15 protein-coding genes and 1 pseudogene are annotated in these 15,046 nt (G+C 70.3%); 8 read left to right on the forward strand and 8 right to left on the reverse strand.

Features of this window, described 5'->3' with window-relative positions; translation table 11 throughout:
• Positions 1 to 33: 33 nt before the first annotated feature.
• Entirely contained in the window at positions 34 to 1,449 is a 1,416-nt protein-coding gene (locus AC0KTM_RS19730) for an NAD(P)H-quinone dehydrogenase (RefSeq protein WP_225329338.1), read from the reverse strand.
• An 82-nt stretch (positions 1,450 to 1,531) separates the two neighbouring features.
• Here AC0KTM_RS19730 and AC0KTM_RS19735 point away from each other — a divergent pair, with 82 nt between their 5' ends.
• Entirely contained in the window at positions 1,532 to 2,011 is a 480-nt protein-coding gene (locus AC0KTM_RS19735) for a gamma-glutamylcyclotransferase family protein (protein WP_020823439.1), read from the forward strand.
• An 84-nt stretch (positions 2,012 to 2,095) separates the two neighbouring features.
• Positions 2,096 to 2,929, forward strand: a complete 834-nt coding sequence (locus AC0KTM_RS19740) for an alpha/beta hydrolase (RefSeq protein ID WP_225329344.1) — start codon at positions 2,096 to 2,098, stop codon at positions 2,927 to 2,929.
• On the opposite strand, the gene AC0KTM_RS19745 is transcribed toward AC0KTM_RS19740, so the two are convergent.
• The 3 genes from AC0KTM_RS19745 to AC0KTM_RS19755 are packed head-to-tail and all read right to left on the reverse strand — an operon-like array spanning position 2,926 to position 5,989.
• On the reverse strand, positions 2,926 to 4,104 hold the full coding sequence (locus AC0KTM_RS19745) for a M20 family metallopeptidase (protein ID WP_238956721.1): 1,179 nt from the start codon (positions 4,102 to 4,104) through the stop codon (positions 2,926 to 2,928). The genes AC0KTM_RS19740 and AC0KTM_RS19745 overlap by 4 nt on opposite strands.
• On the reverse strand, positions 4,101 to 5,303 hold the full coding sequence (locus AC0KTM_RS19750) for a M20 family metallopeptidase (protein ID WP_238956722.1): 1,203 nt from the start codon (positions 5,301 to 5,303) through the stop codon (positions 4,101 to 4,103). The genes AC0KTM_RS19745 and AC0KTM_RS19750 overlap by 4 nt, the downstream gene beginning before the upstream one ends.
• Before the next feature lie 47 nt (positions 5,304 to 5,350).
• Positions 5,351 to 5,989, reverse strand: a complete 639-nt coding sequence (locus tag AC0KTM_RS19755; protein WP_425326329.1) for a cutinase family protein — start codon at positions 5,987 to 5,989, stop codon at positions 5,351 to 5,353.
• A 146-nt stretch (positions 5,990 to 6,135) separates the two neighbouring features.
• On the opposite strand from AC0KTM_RS19755, the gene AC0KTM_RS19760 reads away from it, so the two are divergent.
• Entirely contained in the window at positions 6,136 to 6,963 is an 828-nt protein-coding gene (locus tag AC0KTM_RS19760) for a purine-nucleoside phosphorylase (RefSeq protein WP_472416481.1), read from the forward strand.
• 4 nt (positions 6,964 to 6,967) lie between these two features.
• A complete protein-coding gene (locus AC0KTM_RS19765; protein WP_238956724.1) occupies positions 6,968 to 8,548 on the forward strand; it encodes a phospho-sugar mutase in 1,581 nt (526 codons plus the stop codon).
• Here the strand turns inward: AC0KTM_RS19765 and upp are convergent.
• Positions 8,469 to 9,173: a uracil phosphoribosyltransferase gene (gene upp, locus AC0KTM_RS19770; RefSeq protein WP_238956725.1), complete on the reverse strand. Its 705-nt coding sequence runs from the start codon at positions 9,171 to 9,173 to the stop codon at positions 8,469 to 8,471. The two genes, AC0KTM_RS19765 and upp, sit on opposite strands and share 80 nt — an antisense overlap.
• A 92-nt stretch (positions 9,174 to 9,265) precedes the next feature.
• Between upp and AC0KTM_RS19775 the strand changes: the two genes are divergently transcribed.
• From AC0KTM_RS19775 to AC0KTM_RS19785, 3 genes are all read left to right on the forward strand, one after another.
• Complete coding sequence (locus AC0KTM_RS19775) at positions 9,266 to 10,156, forward strand: alkaline phosphatase family protein (protein ID WP_472408525.1); 891 nt, start codon at positions 9,266 to 9,268, stop codon at positions 10,154 to 10,156.
• Positions 10,157 to 10,260: 104 nt separating this feature from the next.
• On the forward strand, positions 10,261 to 11,565 hold the full coding sequence (satS, locus tag AC0KTM_RS19780; protein WP_238956726.1) for a protein export chaperone SatS: 1,305 nt from the start codon (positions 10,261 to 10,263) through the stop codon (positions 11,563 to 11,565).
• Between the two features lie 82 nt (positions 11,566 to 11,647).
• Positions 11,648 to 12,631: a VWA domain-containing protein gene (locus tag AC0KTM_RS19785; RefSeq protein ID WP_238956727.1), complete on the forward strand. Its 984-nt coding sequence runs from the start codon at positions 11,648 to 11,650 to the stop codon at positions 12,629 to 12,631.
• Positions 12,632 to 12,724: 93 nt separating this feature from the next.
• Here AC0KTM_RS19785 and AC0KTM_RS19790 read toward each other — a convergent pair.
• Positions 12,725 to 13,713 (reverse strand): annotated as a pseudogene (locus tag AC0KTM_RS19790) (IS481 family transposase).
• 353 nt (positions 13,714 to 14,066) lie between these two features.
• On the opposite strand from AC0KTM_RS19790, the gene AC0KTM_RS19795 reads away from it, so the two are divergent.
• Positions 14,067 to 14,270 (forward strand): hypothetical protein, encoded by a 204-nt coding sequence (locus AC0KTM_RS19795; protein ID WP_238956728.1) that lies wholly within the window; start codon positions 14,067 to 14,069, stop codon positions 14,268 to 14,270.
• A gap of 86 nt (positions 14,271 to 14,356) precedes the next feature.
• Here the strand turns inward: AC0KTM_RS19795 and AC0KTM_RS19800 are convergent, their stop codons facing one another.
• Both AC0KTM_RS19800 and AC0KTM_RS19805 read right to left on the reverse strand, forming a co-directional pair.
• Complete coding sequence (locus AC0KTM_RS19800; protein ID WP_238956729.1) at positions 14,357 to 14,644, reverse strand: hypothetical protein; 288 nt, start codon at positions 14,642 to 14,644, stop codon at positions 14,357 to 14,359.
• Positions 14,550 to 15,017, reverse strand: coding sequence for a relaxase domain-containing protein (locus AC0KTM_RS19805; RefSeq protein WP_425326330.1), 468 nt, complete (start codon positions 15,015 to 15,017; stop codon positions 14,550 to 14,552). Before AC0KTM_RS19805 ends, AC0KTM_RS19800 begins: the two co-directional genes overlap by 95 nt.
• Positions 15,018 to 15,046 lie beyond the last annotated feature (29 nt).

Here is a 15,046-nt window from a genome sequence, read left to right on the forward strand (position 1 = left end):
TCAACGCCCGACGCGTCGGTCCACCGGTCGCCACTAGTCCAGGTCGTCGTGCGCCATCAGCCGCCGCGCCGCCTCGGTGATCGAGCCGGACAGCGACGGGTACACGGCGAGCGTCTGCGCCAGCTCGTTGACCGTGATGCGGTTCTGCACGGCCACGGCGATCGGCAGGATCAGCTCGGAGGCGATCGGCGCCACCACCACCCCGCCGATGACCACACCGGTGGACTTGCGGCAGAACACCTTGACGAAACCCTGCCGCAGCCCGGACATCTTCGCGCGCGCGTTGGTGCGCAGCGGCAGCATGATCGTGCGCGCCGACACCGAACCGTCGTCGATCATCGTTTGGGGCACACCGACGGCTGCGATCTCGGGCCTGGTGAACACCGTCGCCGCCACCGTGCGCAACCGGATGGGGCTGACGCCCTCGCCCAGCGCGTGATACATCGCGATGCGGCCCTGCATGGCGGCGACCGAGGCCAGCGGCAGCAGGCCGGTGCAGTCCCCGGCGGCGTAGATGCCGGTGACCGAGGTCCGCGAAACCCGGTCCACGGTCAGGTAGCCGCCGCGGCCCAGCTCGATGCCGACCCGCTCGAGGCCCAGCCCGTCGGTGTTGGGCACCGAACCGATGGTCATCAGCGCGTGGCTGCCTTCCACGGTGCGCCCGTCGGCAAGCGTAACCAGCACGCCGTCCTCGGTGCGGGTGACCGACGCGGCGCGGGCGTTCTTCACCAACTTCACGCCACGCTCGGAGAACGCCGCCTCCAGAACCCGCGCGGCGTCGGCGTCCTCGTAGGGCAGCACCCGGTCGCGGCTGGCGACCACCGTCACCGGCACACCCAATTCGGTGTAGGCGTGCACGAACTCCGCGCCGGTGACCCCCGACCCGACCACGATGAGGTGCTCGGGCAGCGCTTTCAGGTCGTAGAGCTGGCGCCAGGTCAGGATGCGCTCGCCGTCGGGCTGGGCCGACGGCAGCACCCGCGGGCTGGCGCCGGTGGCGATCAGCACCACGTCGGCCTCGTACTCGCTGGTGGCGCCGTCAACGGCGGTCGCCTTGATGTTGTGGCGGGCCAGCCCGGGTGTGGGGTCGACGAGCTCGCCGCGGCCGGCCACCACGTGCACCCCGACGCCGAGCAGCTGGTCGGTGATGTCGGCCGACTGGTCGGTGGCGAGTTGCTTGACGCGGGCGTGGATCTGCGGCAGCGAGATCTTGGCGTCGTCGATGTCGATCTCGAAACCCAGCCGCGGCGCCCGGCGCAGCTCGGTGCGCAGCCAGGTCGACGCGATGAACGTCTTGGACGGCACGCAGTCATCCAGGACGGCGGCCCCGCCGATGCCCTCGGAGTCGATCACCGTCACGTGGGTGGTGTCGGGGTGTGAGGTGGCGGCGACCAGCGCGGCTTCGTAACCGGCCGGGCCGCCACCGAGGATCACGATGCGGGTCACCACAGCCCTAACCTAACGAAGCCGGCCGCACCCCGCCCAACGCTCGGGGGCAGACCGGGCCAGCTCGGACGTCTAAGCTTTCCCCGTGCCGCTCTACGCCGCGTACGGGTCGAACATGGACCCCGAGCAGATGCTGAAGCGCGCACCCCATTCGCCGATGGCCGGAACGGGCTGGCTGCACGGGTGGCGATTGACGTTCGGCGGCGAGGACATCGGCTGGGAGGGCGCGCTGGCCACCGTCGTCGAGGACCCGGGCTCCAAGGTGTTCGTCGTCCTCTACGACATGACACCGGCCGACGAGGTCAACCTGGACCGCTGGGAGGGCTCGGAGTTCGGCGTCCACCAGAAGATCCGGTGCCGGGTCGAGCGCATCTCGTCGGACACCACCACCGACCCGGTCCTGGCCTGGCTGTACGTGCTGGACGCGTGGGAGGGCGGATTGCCGTCGGCCCGATATCTCGGAGTCATGGCGGATGCCGCCGAAATCGCCGGGGCGCCAAGCGATTACGTGCACAGCCTGCGCACTCGCCCGGCGCGCAACATCGGCCCGGGGACCAGCGCCTAAGTGTCGATCCTGTCCACACCACCGGTCGCGGACGCGCTGGCGCGTGCGTTCGCCGCCGCGGTCAACCCGGCCCCCAAGGCCGCCGTGCGCTTCCCCGAGATTCCGGGCCGCACCAGCGAAGTCACCATCCCCACCCGGCACGGCCCCACCCGCGCGACCGTCTATCACCCGCCGGCGGAAACGACCGACCCGCCGGTCTATGTCAACGTGCACGGCGGCGGGTTCGTGGTCGGGCACCCCGAACAGGACGATCCCTGGTGCCGGTACCTTGCCGCCAACGCGGGCGTGCTGGTGATCAACCCCGACTACGTCCTGGCGCCGCGGCACCGGTTTCCCGCCGCGGTACACCAGATCTACGACGTGGTGCGCTGGGCCGCCGGCCCGCAGCACGACTGGGACGGCGCGCGGCTGTGCGTCGGCGGCCAAAGCGCGGGCGGCAACCTGTCCGCCGCGGCGGCCCGGCTCGCGAGGGAGGACGGCGGCCCGCACATCGCGTTGCAGGTGCTGCACTACGCGCCCCTCGACCTGGTCACGCCCACCCGCGACAAGCCGTCCACGCTCGGCCGTCGGGCGATCATGAAGCCGTGGATGGGTGAGGTCTTCGACACGGCCTACATACCCGAGCGGGCGCAGCGGCGCGATCGCCTGGCCTCGCCCGCCTGGGGCGACAACGCCGACGACATCGCCGGCATCGCGCCCGCACTGGTCGTGACGGCCGAGCACGATCGGCTCCGCGGCGAAGCCCGCAGGTACGCGGAGAAGCTGGACGCGGCCGGCGCGTTGGCGGAGTACTACGAGGTGGCCGACGTCGACCACGGATACAACATCATGAGCCAGGCCGGCGACGTCACGCGCCGAACGTACGCGCACATCGCCCAACACGTCGCGCGCGCCACGAACCGCGGCGCCGCCCGCTAAGACCGCCCGAGCACCGCCGACTGCTCGACGATGTTGGCCAGCACCCGCACCCCGATCGCCAGGGCCCGCTCGTCGAGATTGAACGTCGGCTGGTGCAGGTCCAGCTGCGGGCCCGCGCCCGGCCACACCCCCAACCGCGCCATCGCGCCGGGAATCTCCTCCAGGTACCAGGAGAAGTCCTCGCCGCCGCCGGACTGGCGGGTGTCGGCGAGCGCGTCGGGGCCGATGGCTTCGATCGCGTGGGTGAGGATGCGCGTCGAGACGTCCTCGTTGACCACCGGCGGGACGCCGCGCCGGTATTGCAACGTGTGCTCGATGGCCAGCGGCGCGAGCAGGCCGGACACGGTCTCGCGGATGATCTCCTCGAGCCCCACCCAGGTCTGCCGGCTCGCGGTGCGCACGGTGCCGGCCAGCACGCCGGTCTGCGGGATCGCGTTGGCCGCCACCCCCGCGTTGACCGCGCCCCACACCAGCACGGTGCCGTTGCGCGGGTCGATGCGCCGCGACAACACCCCCGGCAGCCCGGTGATCAGCGTGCCCAGCCCGTACACCAGGTCGGCGGTCAGATGCGGGCGCGAGGTGTGGCCGCCGGGCGAGTACAGCGTGATCTCGATCTGGTCGGCCGCCGAGGTGATGGGGCCGTGCCGGACCGCGATCTTGCCGACCTCCAGCCGGGGGTCGCAGTGCAGCGCGAAGATCCGCGACACCCCGCTGATGGCGCCGGCCGCGATGGCGTCGATCGCCCCGCCGGGCATCAGTTCCTCGGCGGCCTGGAAGAGCAACCGCACCCCGACCGGCAGTTCGGGCACCGACGCCAGGACCAGGGCGGTGCCCAGCAGGATGGCGGTGTGCGCGTCATGCCCGCAAGCGTGCGCGACGTTGGGCATGGTCGACGCGTAGGGGGCGCCGGTGCGTTCGGCCATCGGCAGCGCGTCCATGTCGGCCCGCAGCGCGATCCGGGGCTCGTGCTCGGGGCCGATGTCGCAGACCAGCCCGGTGCCTCCGGGCAACACCTTCGGGTTGAGCCCCGCTTCGGCTAGCCGCTCGGCGACGAACTGGGTGGTGGCGTACTCCTGCCGGCCCAACTCGGGGTAGCGGTGGATGTGCCGGCGCCATTCGACCAGGTCTGCGTGGTGTGCGGCCAGCCAGGATTCGGCGGCGTCGGCGAGGTTCATGCGCGCTCCCCGCCGCGTCTGCGTTCGTGCGCCGCCATCACCCGGTCGCGTTCGGCGGGCGTCTGGGCCAGGTGGACCACGGTGCGCGCCAGCATGATCGCGCCCTCGATCACGGCGCGGTCGGCGCTGGCGTTGGTGGCGGCCTCGGCGAAGCCGCGCTGGTGAACCATGGCCCCGTTCGAGTCGAGCCCGATCACCGGGTGGATCCCCGGCAGCGCCTGGGTCACGTTGCCCATGTCTGTGCTGCCCATGGGCAGCGCCGCCTCGTACTCGCGGGCAACCGGCTCGCGGCCGAGCCGGCGCATCTCGTCGCGGAAGACGTCGGCGAGCCACGGGTCGGGGGTGAGTTCGTCGTAGGCGGGTGCCGGGTTGTCGATGTCGTATTCGCAGCCGGCGGCCAGCGCGCCCGCGGCGAAGCAGGCGTACATCCTGCCCTCCAGCTCCCTGAGCGAATCGGCTTCGACCGCGCGCATCGCGTACTGCAGCGCCGCGCGCCCGGGGATGACGTTGACCGCCTGCCCGCCGTCGGTGACGATCCCGTGCACCAGCTGCCCGGGCGCCAGCTGCTGGCGCAGCAGCCCGACGGCCACCTGCGCGACGGTCACGGCGTCGGCGGCGTTGATCCCCAGGTGCGGCGCGACGGCCGCGTGGGATTCCTTGCCGCGGTACGTGACGGTCGCCTCGGACAGGGCCAGCGAGCGGGCGGCGGCGATGTCGGTCGGCCCGGGATGGAGCATCACCGCGGCGGCGATGTCGTCGAATACCCCGGCCCGCAACAACAGTGCCTTGCCGCCGCCGGCCTCCTCGGCGGGAGTCCCCAGCAGCGCCACCCGCAAGCCGAGCTCGTCGGCCACCTCGGCCAGGGCCAGCGCGGTGCCCACCGCCGATGCCGCGATGATGTTGTGGCCGCAGGCGTGCCCGATCTCGGGCAGCGCGTCGTATTCGGCGCACACCCCGACGGTCAGCGGCCCGCTGCCGTAGTCGGCGCGAAAGGCGGTGTCCAGACCGCCGGCGGCCGCGGTGATCTCGAAGCCACGCTCGGCGACCAGCGCCTGCGCTTTGGCGCAGCTGCGGTGCTCGGCGAACGCCAGCTCGGGCTCGGCGTGAATGGCGTGCGACAACTCGACGAGCTCGCCACCGCGCCGCCGCACGACAGCTTCGACGCTGTCCAGTGGGCTGTCTAACGGGGCGGTGGGCACTCTCGCAGTATGTCACTCACCGGCCTACGGCCCGGAGGCCCTGAGGGCTACACCAGCCCGGCGATAAATCCCGCCGCCTGGCCCGGGTAGGGCGGGGCGGAGTAGTCGTGGTGCGCATCCCGGTCGCGACCCCCGACGACGCAGACGGGATCACCCTCGCTGCACAAGTCGATGGTGCGGCCGGCGAACGCGCCCGTCGACGACAGGGGTGTGTCGAAGCGGTTGCCGGGATTGCCGAACACCGCCACGGCCCTGATCTTGTTGGCCAGGGCGGGATCCAGCGCGGGCGCCGATCCGAAGTTGCCGATGCGCTGGCCGACGGGCGGCACCCCGGCGAGCATCGAGATCGCGGCGGCGCCCTGCGAGAAGCCGCCGAGCACCAGCCGCGTGGACGGGCACTGGTCGACCATCTCCGCGATGTGGTCGCGTGCGTCGTTGGCGGCGTCGGCGGTAGTCAGGAAGTTGTAGCTGGCCGGGTAATTCACCGCATAGGAATCGACGGTGCGCGAACCCAGGGCGGGCTGCAGGGCGGCAAACAGCGCGTCGCCGACCACGCCCAGGCCGGGCGGCTCGGCGGTGCCCCGGGCGAAGATCAGTTGCACGTTCGGACAGTCCGCCTTGGCCGACGGCGCCGGTCCGAATGTGATCGAAACCACTGACAGCGCAACGGCAACCGCAGTTCCCATGACCGGGCCAACCACCGGCCACTTACGAAGACTCATACGCCAGATCTTGACACATACCGGCGACACGGTCGCCGGGCTAGGTTCGATTGCCCGGCTCCTCACTCGCGCCCCGCGGGCGCTCGCCGTCGCCGGGCTAGGCTGCCGCTGTGACCCAAACCTCGTCCGACCGAGGCGACCTCGCGCGCCGGGCCGCGGCGGTCATCGCCGAGCGCACCGGAATCGCCGAGCATGACGTCGCCATCGTCCTCGGCTCGGGATGGTCGCCCGCGGTCGCGGCGCTCGGCAGTGGGGCGATCGGGAAGACCGCCGTTTTGCCCCAGGCCGACCTACCCGGTTTCCGGCCGCCCACCGCGATCGGGCACACCGGTGAGCTGTTGTCGATGCGCATCGGCGAACACCGGGTGCTCGTGCTCGTCGGCCGGATCCACGCCTACGAGGGCCACGACCTGTGCCACATCGTTCATCCGGTGCGGGCGGCGTGCGCGGCCGGCGTGCGCGCGGTCGTGCTCACCAATGCGGCGGGCGGACTGCGCCCGGACATGACCGTCGGCGAACCGGTGTTGATCAGCGACCACCTGAACCTGACCGCGCGTTCCCCGCTGGTCGGTCCGCAATTCGTGGACCTGACCGACGCCTACTCCCCCCGGCTGCGCGAATTCGCCCGCCAGGCCGACCCAACGCTGACCGAAGGCGTCTACGCCGGCCTGCCCGGCCCGCATTATGAGACCCCCGCGGAAATCCGGATGCTGCGGACGCTGGGCGCCGACCTGGTCGGCATGTCGACGGTGCACGAGACCATCGCGGCGCGGGCGGCCGGCGCCGAGGTGCTCGGGCTGTCGCTGGTGACCAACCTGGCCGCCGGCATCGGCGGCGAGCCGCTGAGCCACGTCGAGGTGCTCTCGGCCGGTGCCGCGTCCGCCAGCCGGATGGGCGCCCTGCTGGCCCTGATCCTCGAGCGGCTGCCCCGGTTTTAGGGCCATGACGCCCGAGGAGTGGATCGCCCATGACCCCGACCCACGGACGGCCGCCGAACTCGCCGCGTGCGACGCGGCAAAACTCGCCACGCGCTTCGCCCACCCCCTGACGTTCGGCACCGCGGGCCTGCGCGGCCCGGTGCGCGGCGGGCCCGACGCCATGAACGTCGCGGTGGTGTCGCGGGCCACCTGGGCGGTGGCACAGGTGCTCAAGCGGCGCGGACCGGCAGGCGCGCAGGTGGTCGTGGGGCGCGACGCCCGGCACGGCTCAGCGGTATTCGCCACGGTGACCGCCGAAGTGCTTGCCGATCAAGGGTTTTCGGTGCTGCTGCTCGGCCCGGTGCCCACTCCGGTGGTGGCGTTCGCGGTGCGGCACACCGGCGCGCTCGCCGGGATCCAGATCACGGCGTCGCACAACCCGCCGGCCGACAACGGCTACAAGGTGTACGTCGACGGCGGCATCCAGCTCGTCTCCCCCACCGACCGCGAGATCGAAGCCGCGATGGCCGGCGCACCGCCGGCCGACCAGATCGGCCGGGCCCCCGTCGAACCCGCGCAGCTCGATCTGGTCGAACGCTACATCGAGCGTGCGTCAGGGCTGCGGCGCGGCGGCGGTTCGGCGCGGGTCGCGCTGACGGCGCTGCACGGGGTGGGCGGTGCGGTGGCCCTGGAGACGCTGCACCGCGCCGGGTTCACCCAAGTGCACACCGTCGCAGCGCAATTCGCGCCGGACCCGAACTTTCCGACCGTCGCGTTCCCCAACCCCGAGGAGCCCGGCGCCGCCGACGCGCTGCTGGCCCTGGCCGCGGACACCGGCGCCGACGTGGCGATCGCGCTGGACCCCGACGCCGACCGGTGCGCCGTCGGCATCCCCGACAGGTCGGGCTGGCGGATGCTGTCCGGTGACGAAACAGGTTGGCTGCTAGGCGATTACATTCTTTCCCAGCCACACCAGGCCGAGACACCGGTGGTGGCCAGCACGGTGGTGTCCTCGCGGATGCTGTCGGCCATCGCCGCGCGCCGCGGCGCCGTCCACGTCGAAACCCTCACCGGCTTCAAATGGCTGGCGCGCGCCGATGCCGAGGTTCCCGGCGGCACCCTGGTGTACGCCTACGAGGAGGCGATCGGGCACTGCGTCGACCCGGCCGCCGTGCGCGACAAGGACGGCATCAGCGCCGCGGTGCTGGTGTGCGATCTGGTGGCCACGCTGCTGCGCCAAGGCCGTTCGGTTGCCGATCTCCTCGACGAGTTGGCCCGGCGGTACGGGGTGCACGACGTCGCCGCGGTGTCGCGCCGGGTCGCCGACCCCGCCGAGGCGGCCGAGCTGATGCGCAGGCTGCGGACCGCCCCGCCGGCGACGCTGGCCGGGTTCCCCGCCGAGCTCACCGACATCACCGATGCGCTGATCTTCGCCGGCGGCGACAACGACACGTCGGTCAGGGTTGTGGTGCGGCCCTCCGGGACCGAGCCGAAACTGAAGTGCTACTTGGAGATTCGCTGTGCGCCTAGCGAGGATCTGGATTCTTCGCGGCGGCGCGCCGGCGCCCTGCGCGCCGAGCTGGTCGCTGCGATGCAGGACTGGTGAACAGGTTCGGCCCGAATTGGCGGTCCCCCGCGTCGCCGAGGCCCGGCACGATATAGGCCGACTTGTTGAGCCCCTTGTCGACCGCGGCGGTGAACACCCGCGCGCTCGGCGCCGCTTTCCCCACGGCCGCAAGGCCTTCCGGCGCCGCCACCACGCACAGCACGGTGATCTCGGTGGCGCCCCGGCGTTGCAGCAGCCCGATGGTGTGCGCCATCGACCCGCCGGTGGCCAGCATGGGGTCGAGGACAAACACCGGTCTGCGCGCAAGTTTGTCGGGCAGCGCCTCGAGATAAGGGACCGGCAGGAGGGTTTCCTCGTCGCGGGCGACACCGACCAAGCCCACCTCCGCCTCGGGTATCGCGGCCTGGGCGGCCTCGACCATGCCCAACCCGGCGCGCAGCACCGGAACCAGCAGCGGCGCGTTGACCAGTCGTGTCCCGGTCGTCGCGGCCACCGGCGTGCGGATCCTGATCGACTTGCGCGGTGCCTCCCGGCTGGCTTCGTAGACCAGCATCAGCGTGAGTTCGCGCAGCGCGGCCCGAAACCCGGAGTTGTCGGTGCGTTCGTCGCGCAGCACGGTCAGCCGGGCCGCGGCCAGCGGGTGGTCGAGCACGCACACGTCCATCCCATGAAGGGTATATAACGATCGGGCAAAGCCCTTCTGACACGCTTGCGCTCGTCCCGGCCAGGGCGTACGCGCGTTCGTATACTCCCTGGGTGTCACGCGAAAATCGAAGTCCGAGAACGCTGCTCGGTAGGGCGCATCGCCTCCTGCTGACGCTCGGCGCGGTGGCATCGGTGGGACTCGCGGCAAGCCCGCTGACCCCGCGCATAGGCCTTGCGGCAGCGGCCATTCCGCAGCCGGCGCACATCGTGATCGTGGTGGAGGAAAACCGTTCCGAGAACGGCATCATCGGCAACCAGTCGGCGCCCTTCATCACCTCCCTGGCCGCCAACGGCGCGAACATGACGCAGTCGTACGCCGAAACACACCCCAGCGAACCGAATTACCTGGCGCTGTTCGCCGGCAACACCTTCGGGGTGACCAAGGACCTGTGCCCGATCAACGCCGGCGCGGCCCCCAACCTCGGATCCGAATTGCTGGCCGCGGGCCACACCTTCGTCGGCTTCGCCGAAGGCCTGCCCGCGGTCGGCTCGCCCGTGTGCACCGCGGGCAAGTACGCGCGCAAGCACGTGCCGTGGGCCAACTTCACCAACGTGCCGGCGGCGAACTCGCTGCCGTTCTCCGCGTTCCCGATGGGCAACTACGCCAGCCTGCCGACCGTGTCGTTCGTCATCCCCAACAACGACAACAACATGCACGACGGCTCGATCGCGCAGGCCGACACCTGGCTCAACCGCCAGCTGTCCGGTTACGCCAACTGGGCGGTGGCCAACAACAGCCTGCTGATCGTGACGTTCGACGAGGACGATAACGGCAGCCGCAACCAGATCCCCACAGTGTTCTACGGCGCCCACGTCCGCCCCGGGAACTACGGCGAGCAGATCAACCACTACAACGTGCTTTCCACGGTGGAGCAGATGTACGGGCTACCCAAGACGGGATATGCCGCCAGCGCGCCGCCCATCACCGACATCTGGGGCTAACCCGCTGTGCTGATGGCGGCGACCCGCTTCACCCGGCTCCGCCGCGCTCGCGATCGCCCGTGCTGATGGCGGCGGCTTCGCCGGCCGTCGCTATTCTGTGCCGCATGGCTGCTGACCTCGTGCCCATTCGCCTGAGCTTGTCCGCCGGTGACCGCTACACCGTGTGGGCGCCCCGCTGGCGTGACTCCGGCGACGAGTGGGAGGCGTTCCTGGGCAAGGACGAAGACCTGTTCGTCTTCTCCTCCGTCGCCGACCTGGTGGCGTTCGTGCGGTCCGACACCGACAACGACCTGACCGACCACCCGGCGTGGAAGGACCTGACGTCGGCGCACGCGCATGACTTCGAGCCCGCCGAGGACAAGCAGTTCGATCTGGTCGCCGTCGAGGAGTTGGTCGCGGAGAAGCCCACCGAGGAATCGGTGGCCGCGCTGGCGGGCACGCTGGCCATCGTGTCGTCCATCGGATCGGTGTGCGAGCTGGCGGCGGTGTCGAAGTTCTTCAACGGCAACCCCAGCCTGGGCACCGTGTCGGGCGGGCTCGAGTACTTCACCGGCAAGGCCGGCGCCAAACGCTGGCATGCGATCGCCGAGGTCATCGGGCGCAGCTGGGACGACGTGCTGGGCGCGATCGACGACATCGCCACCACCCCCGAGGTCGACGACGCGCTGTCGGCCAAGGCCGCCGACGAACTGGCCGAGGAGCGCGAAGAGGACGAAACCGAAGACGCCGTCGAGGAGAACGCCCTCGAGGAATCCGCCGCCGACGAGGCCGACGACGACACCGCGGAAGAAGACGCCGACACCGAGGACGACGACGACACCGACGATCGGGCGGCCGGCGACACCGCGGTGCTGGGCGGCGACAAGGACTTCTGGCTGCAGGTGGGCATCGATCCGATCCGGATCATGACGAGCTCGGGCACCTTCTTCACGCTGCGCTGCTACCTCGACGACGAACCGATCTTCCTGGGCCGCAACGGGCGCATCAGCGTGTTCCCGTCCGAGCGCGCGCTGGCCCGCTACCTGGCCGACGAGCACGACCACGACCTGTCCGACCTGAGCACCTACGACGACATCCGCACCGCCGCCACCGACGGCTCGCTGGCGGTCGAGGTCACCGACGACAACATCTATGTGCTCAGCGGTCTGGCCGACGACCTCGCCGACGGGCCGGACGCCGTGGACCGCGAGCAACTGGAACTGGCCGTCGAGGTGCTCCGCGACATCGGCGACTACTCCGAGGATCCCGCGGTGGACAAGGCGCTCGAAACCACCCGGCCGCTGGGCAAATTGGTGGCCGCCGTGCTCGAGCCCGGCTCGGTCACCAAGCCGTCGCCGCCCTACGCCGCGGCGGTGCGCGAGTGGGAAAAGCTGGAGCAGTTCGTCGAGGGCCGGCTCCGTCGCGAATAGCCGCGAGCTACCGAACGTTTGACGGGTCCCCGAGTCTCCTCTTTACTGGCGGCAGCATCAGGAGACGGGAAGGTTGAGTGACGTGTCGCTTCCCGGAATCGGCCCGCTGCCGCTCTACGGGTTCCAACGCCCGGGCATGTTGCTGTTCGGTTTGGTGCCCCTGGCCCTGCTGGCCATCTACGTCATGGTCCAGGCTCGTCGCAACCGACGGCTGCACCGCTACACCGACGCCCCCGTGGCGCAGTCGCCGTGGCGGCACCTGCCGATCGCCGCGTCGCTGCTCTGCCTGGCGTTGTTGACCATCGCGCTGGCCACCCCCACCCACGACATGCGCATCCCGCGCAACCGCGCCGTCATCATGCTCGTCATCGACATGTCGCAGTCCATGCGGGCGACCGACGTCGAACCCAACCGGCTCAAGGCAGCCGAACAGGCGGCCAGCCAGTTCGCCAGCCAGCTGACGCCGGGCATCAACCTCGGGCTGGTCGGCTTCGCCGGCACACCCTATTTGCTGGTGCCGCCCACCCCGCAACACCAGGCGACCATCGACGCGCTGAAGAAGCTGGACTTCGCCGACAGCACGGCCACCGGCCAAGCCATCTTCACCGCCCTGCACGCGATCGGCGCCACGGCGGTCACCGGCGGCGACAATCCGCCGCCGGCCCGTATCGTGCTGCTCTCCGACGGCCGCGAGAACAAGCCTTCCAACCCCAGCGATCCGCACGACGGCGTCTACACCGCGGCGCGCCTGGCCAAGGACGAGGGCGTGCCCATCTCGACGATCTCATTCGGCACCAAGGGCGGCGAGATCGAGATGGACGGGCAGCGCGTCGCGGTCCCGGTGTCGACCGACCAGATGAAGACGATCGCCCGGCTTTCGGGCGGGCAGCCCTACACCGCCACCAACATCGGCGAGCTCAACAAGAGCTACAACGCGATCGAGAACGAGATCGGCTACCGCACGGTGCCGGGGCCGGGCAGCTCCGGCTGGCTGCGCCTCGGGGTGCTGACGGCCCTCATCGCGACGGCGCTGGCGCTGCTGATCAACCGGCGCCTGCCCACCTAGCGCCCAGGACGTGGTTACTACCCGCGACCGCCGCCGTACCGGCGCTGGCCAAGGCATGGCTCGCCGACCCGCAGGCCCCCAGGTGTCACCGGCCTAGTTGTACTGACCTGAGAGGTTAGGTATGCGGGTGGCGGGCGGTTGGCCGCCGAGTGCTGTGTGGCTGCGGTGGTGATTGTAGGTGTGTAGCCATCGGAGGAATTCCTCGCAACGTTCTGTGTCGCTGATATAGAGCCGGGCGTAGGCCCTTCGTCGGCCAGGGTCCGGTGAAAACGCTCCACCTTGCCGTTGGTCTGGGGCCGGTATGGCCGGGTCCGGCGATGCTCGATGCCAGCGAGTGCCTCACGAAATGTGTGGGAGCGATAGCAGGACCCGTTGTCGGTCAACACTTTTCGAACCGTGATGCCGCACATTTGGAACCAGGCGTTGGCTCGCGACCAGAACTCAGCCGCAGTCTGCTTTCCTTCATCGGCGAGTAGTTCGCTGTAGGCCAGTCGCGAGTGCGCGTCGATGGCGGTGTGCACGAAGTGGTAACCCCGCCGTCCGTCGCGGTCCTTAGCTGATCTCCCGCTGCTTTTGTCGGCGCGCGAATGGCGTCTGCCTGTGCTTCGCCCCAGCAAGCGCCAGCCACCGCCGGCAGGGATCTTGCCCAACTTTTTGACATCGACATGGACCAGGTCGCCGGGTCGGGCCGATTCCATACGGCGCACGACCCGCCCGGTGGGACGGTCCAGCCAACGCAGTTTGGCCAGCCCGTAGCGGGCGAGCACCCGATGCACCGTGGAGGGGTGCAAACCCAGTAGGTAGCCGATGCGGGCCGGGCCCCAGCGGCGGATGACCCGGACTTTGATGATGCGCCGCTCAGTCCGCTTAGGCGTCCGATGTGGACTGCAATGCGGTCGTGAACTGCGGTCGACCATCCCCGCATCACCAAGCTCGCGGTAGCGGCCCGCCCAGTGCGCCGCTGTGGTCACCGAGACCTGGAAGCGTTCGGCAGCTCGCCGCAGCGGCCAACCATCATCGACTACACAACGAGCCAGGCGCAGACGGCCGGTTTCAGACAAAGGGGCATTACGGTGGGACACGAAGACCTCCGACGTGACGAGTGCGTTCCTAGACAGCTCGCACTTCACTCGGAGGTCTTCGTTATGTCACCACGCCACGCCGTCACCAACGTCCGTGGTCAGTACACCTAGTCCCACCGCTTGGGCGGCCATCCTGGCCGGGCCCGCGCGCCACGGCTGGCCACCGCGCGATGTGAAGCAACTCATCAGCGACTGGCTCGGCGTGGGCCACTGGATCCCGACACCCCACACAAGCCGATCAGGCTACTGAGCGCGATCTTGGCCTGGCACGGCACCGACCGCCTCGAAAGCGTCCCGCCGCCGACGACATCGCCCGCGAAGCCGAACACCTCGCCGCCGTTCGCGCCTACCGCGTGGAGCGTGCCGTCGACCGTAGTGAGCATGCCCGCGCACGTGCCGAGGCGAGAGCCGCCCTGGAGGGTTCCGGGCATGCCTGGCCCGCCTGGGAATTCGCGCGCCTGGCCCAACACAGCGCGCGGCGGCGCACTGCACCCGCGGCCGCCGAAACCGCCGCCCTCGACACCGCCATCGACGGCGCCCGGACCCCGCGCCGCTAGCCATCCAACGCACGCACCCATGGATGTCCGCCACCACACGCCAGCCGTGCGCCACGACCACCCCGGCGCTACCCATCGGAGGCCGGTCAAGCCGGAACACTCGACCGCATCTGTGGTGGTTGCGACCCGGCGTGCCGCGCAGCGCCACCTGCTCGCCACACGCCATCCGTTTCCTCAGCGCTTTTCAAAGCTCGCCATTCCATACCGATGCGCTCGGCGATACCCTCGATCAGATACCGCGGAGGGATCGCGTTTCCGTCGATCTTGGACGCGGCGCCTTCAATCGACGGCGGCATCCGGGCGCCGATCGCTTCCACCAGATCGGCGCGCGTAAACGCAGCTTTGTCGATGCCGGTGGCGGCGTCGCGGACCAAGGCGTGCACGTCGAACCCGCGTCGATGTGCGGACTCGCCGCGCCGCCAGCTGGGCTGCGTCCTCGACGACAAAACCCCGTTGGTCGTTGGCCCACAACTGTTTTAACTCGCCCGCGACAGGTGCTCGGGCTTGGGCGGCCGTATCGCTTGCTGCGGGGCCGCCAACTGCGCCGCCGTCGCGCCAGCCTCGTCGTCGACGACCAGATTCTGCTCTTGCCCACTCCCGTAGTTGGGTGGCGCGTTGCGACCAGGCCGTGATTGTGTTGCGGTGCACGCCGGCGACTTCCGCCATCCCGGTATGGGGGTCGATCGGACCCCACTCCAACCCCACCGACTGCAGCAGATGGTGGCGCAGGCATGAAATACCGTCCACCGCTGGCGGGCGCGTACCGGACTCGCGCG

The sequence above is a fragment of the Mycobacterium sp. NTMscope_Eco_3 genome (assembly GCF_976985685.1).

Bases quoted from the DNA above. Each gene is read 5' to 3' on its own strand.
- AC0KTM_RS19745 (WP_238956721.1), bottom strand. From the start codon at position 4,104: ATGAACCTCGCCGACGCCGCCGAATCCTGGCTGGCCGCACACCACGCA.
- AC0KTM_RS19755 (WP_425326329.1), bottom strand. From the start codon at position 5,989: ATGGGAACTGCGGTTGCCGTTGCGCTGTCAGTGGTTTCGATCACATTC.
- AC0KTM_RS19765 (WP_238956724.1), top strand. From the start codon at position 6,968: ATGACGCCCGAGGAGTGGATCGCCCATGACCCCGACCCACGGACGGCC.
- upp (WP_238956725.1), bottom strand. From the start codon at position 9,173: ATGGACGTGTGCGTGCTCGACCACCCGCTGGCCGCGGCCCGGCTGACC.
- satS (WP_238956726.1), top strand. From the start codon at position 10,261: ATGGCTGCTGACCTCGTGCCCATTCGCCTGAGCTTGTCCGCCGGTGAC.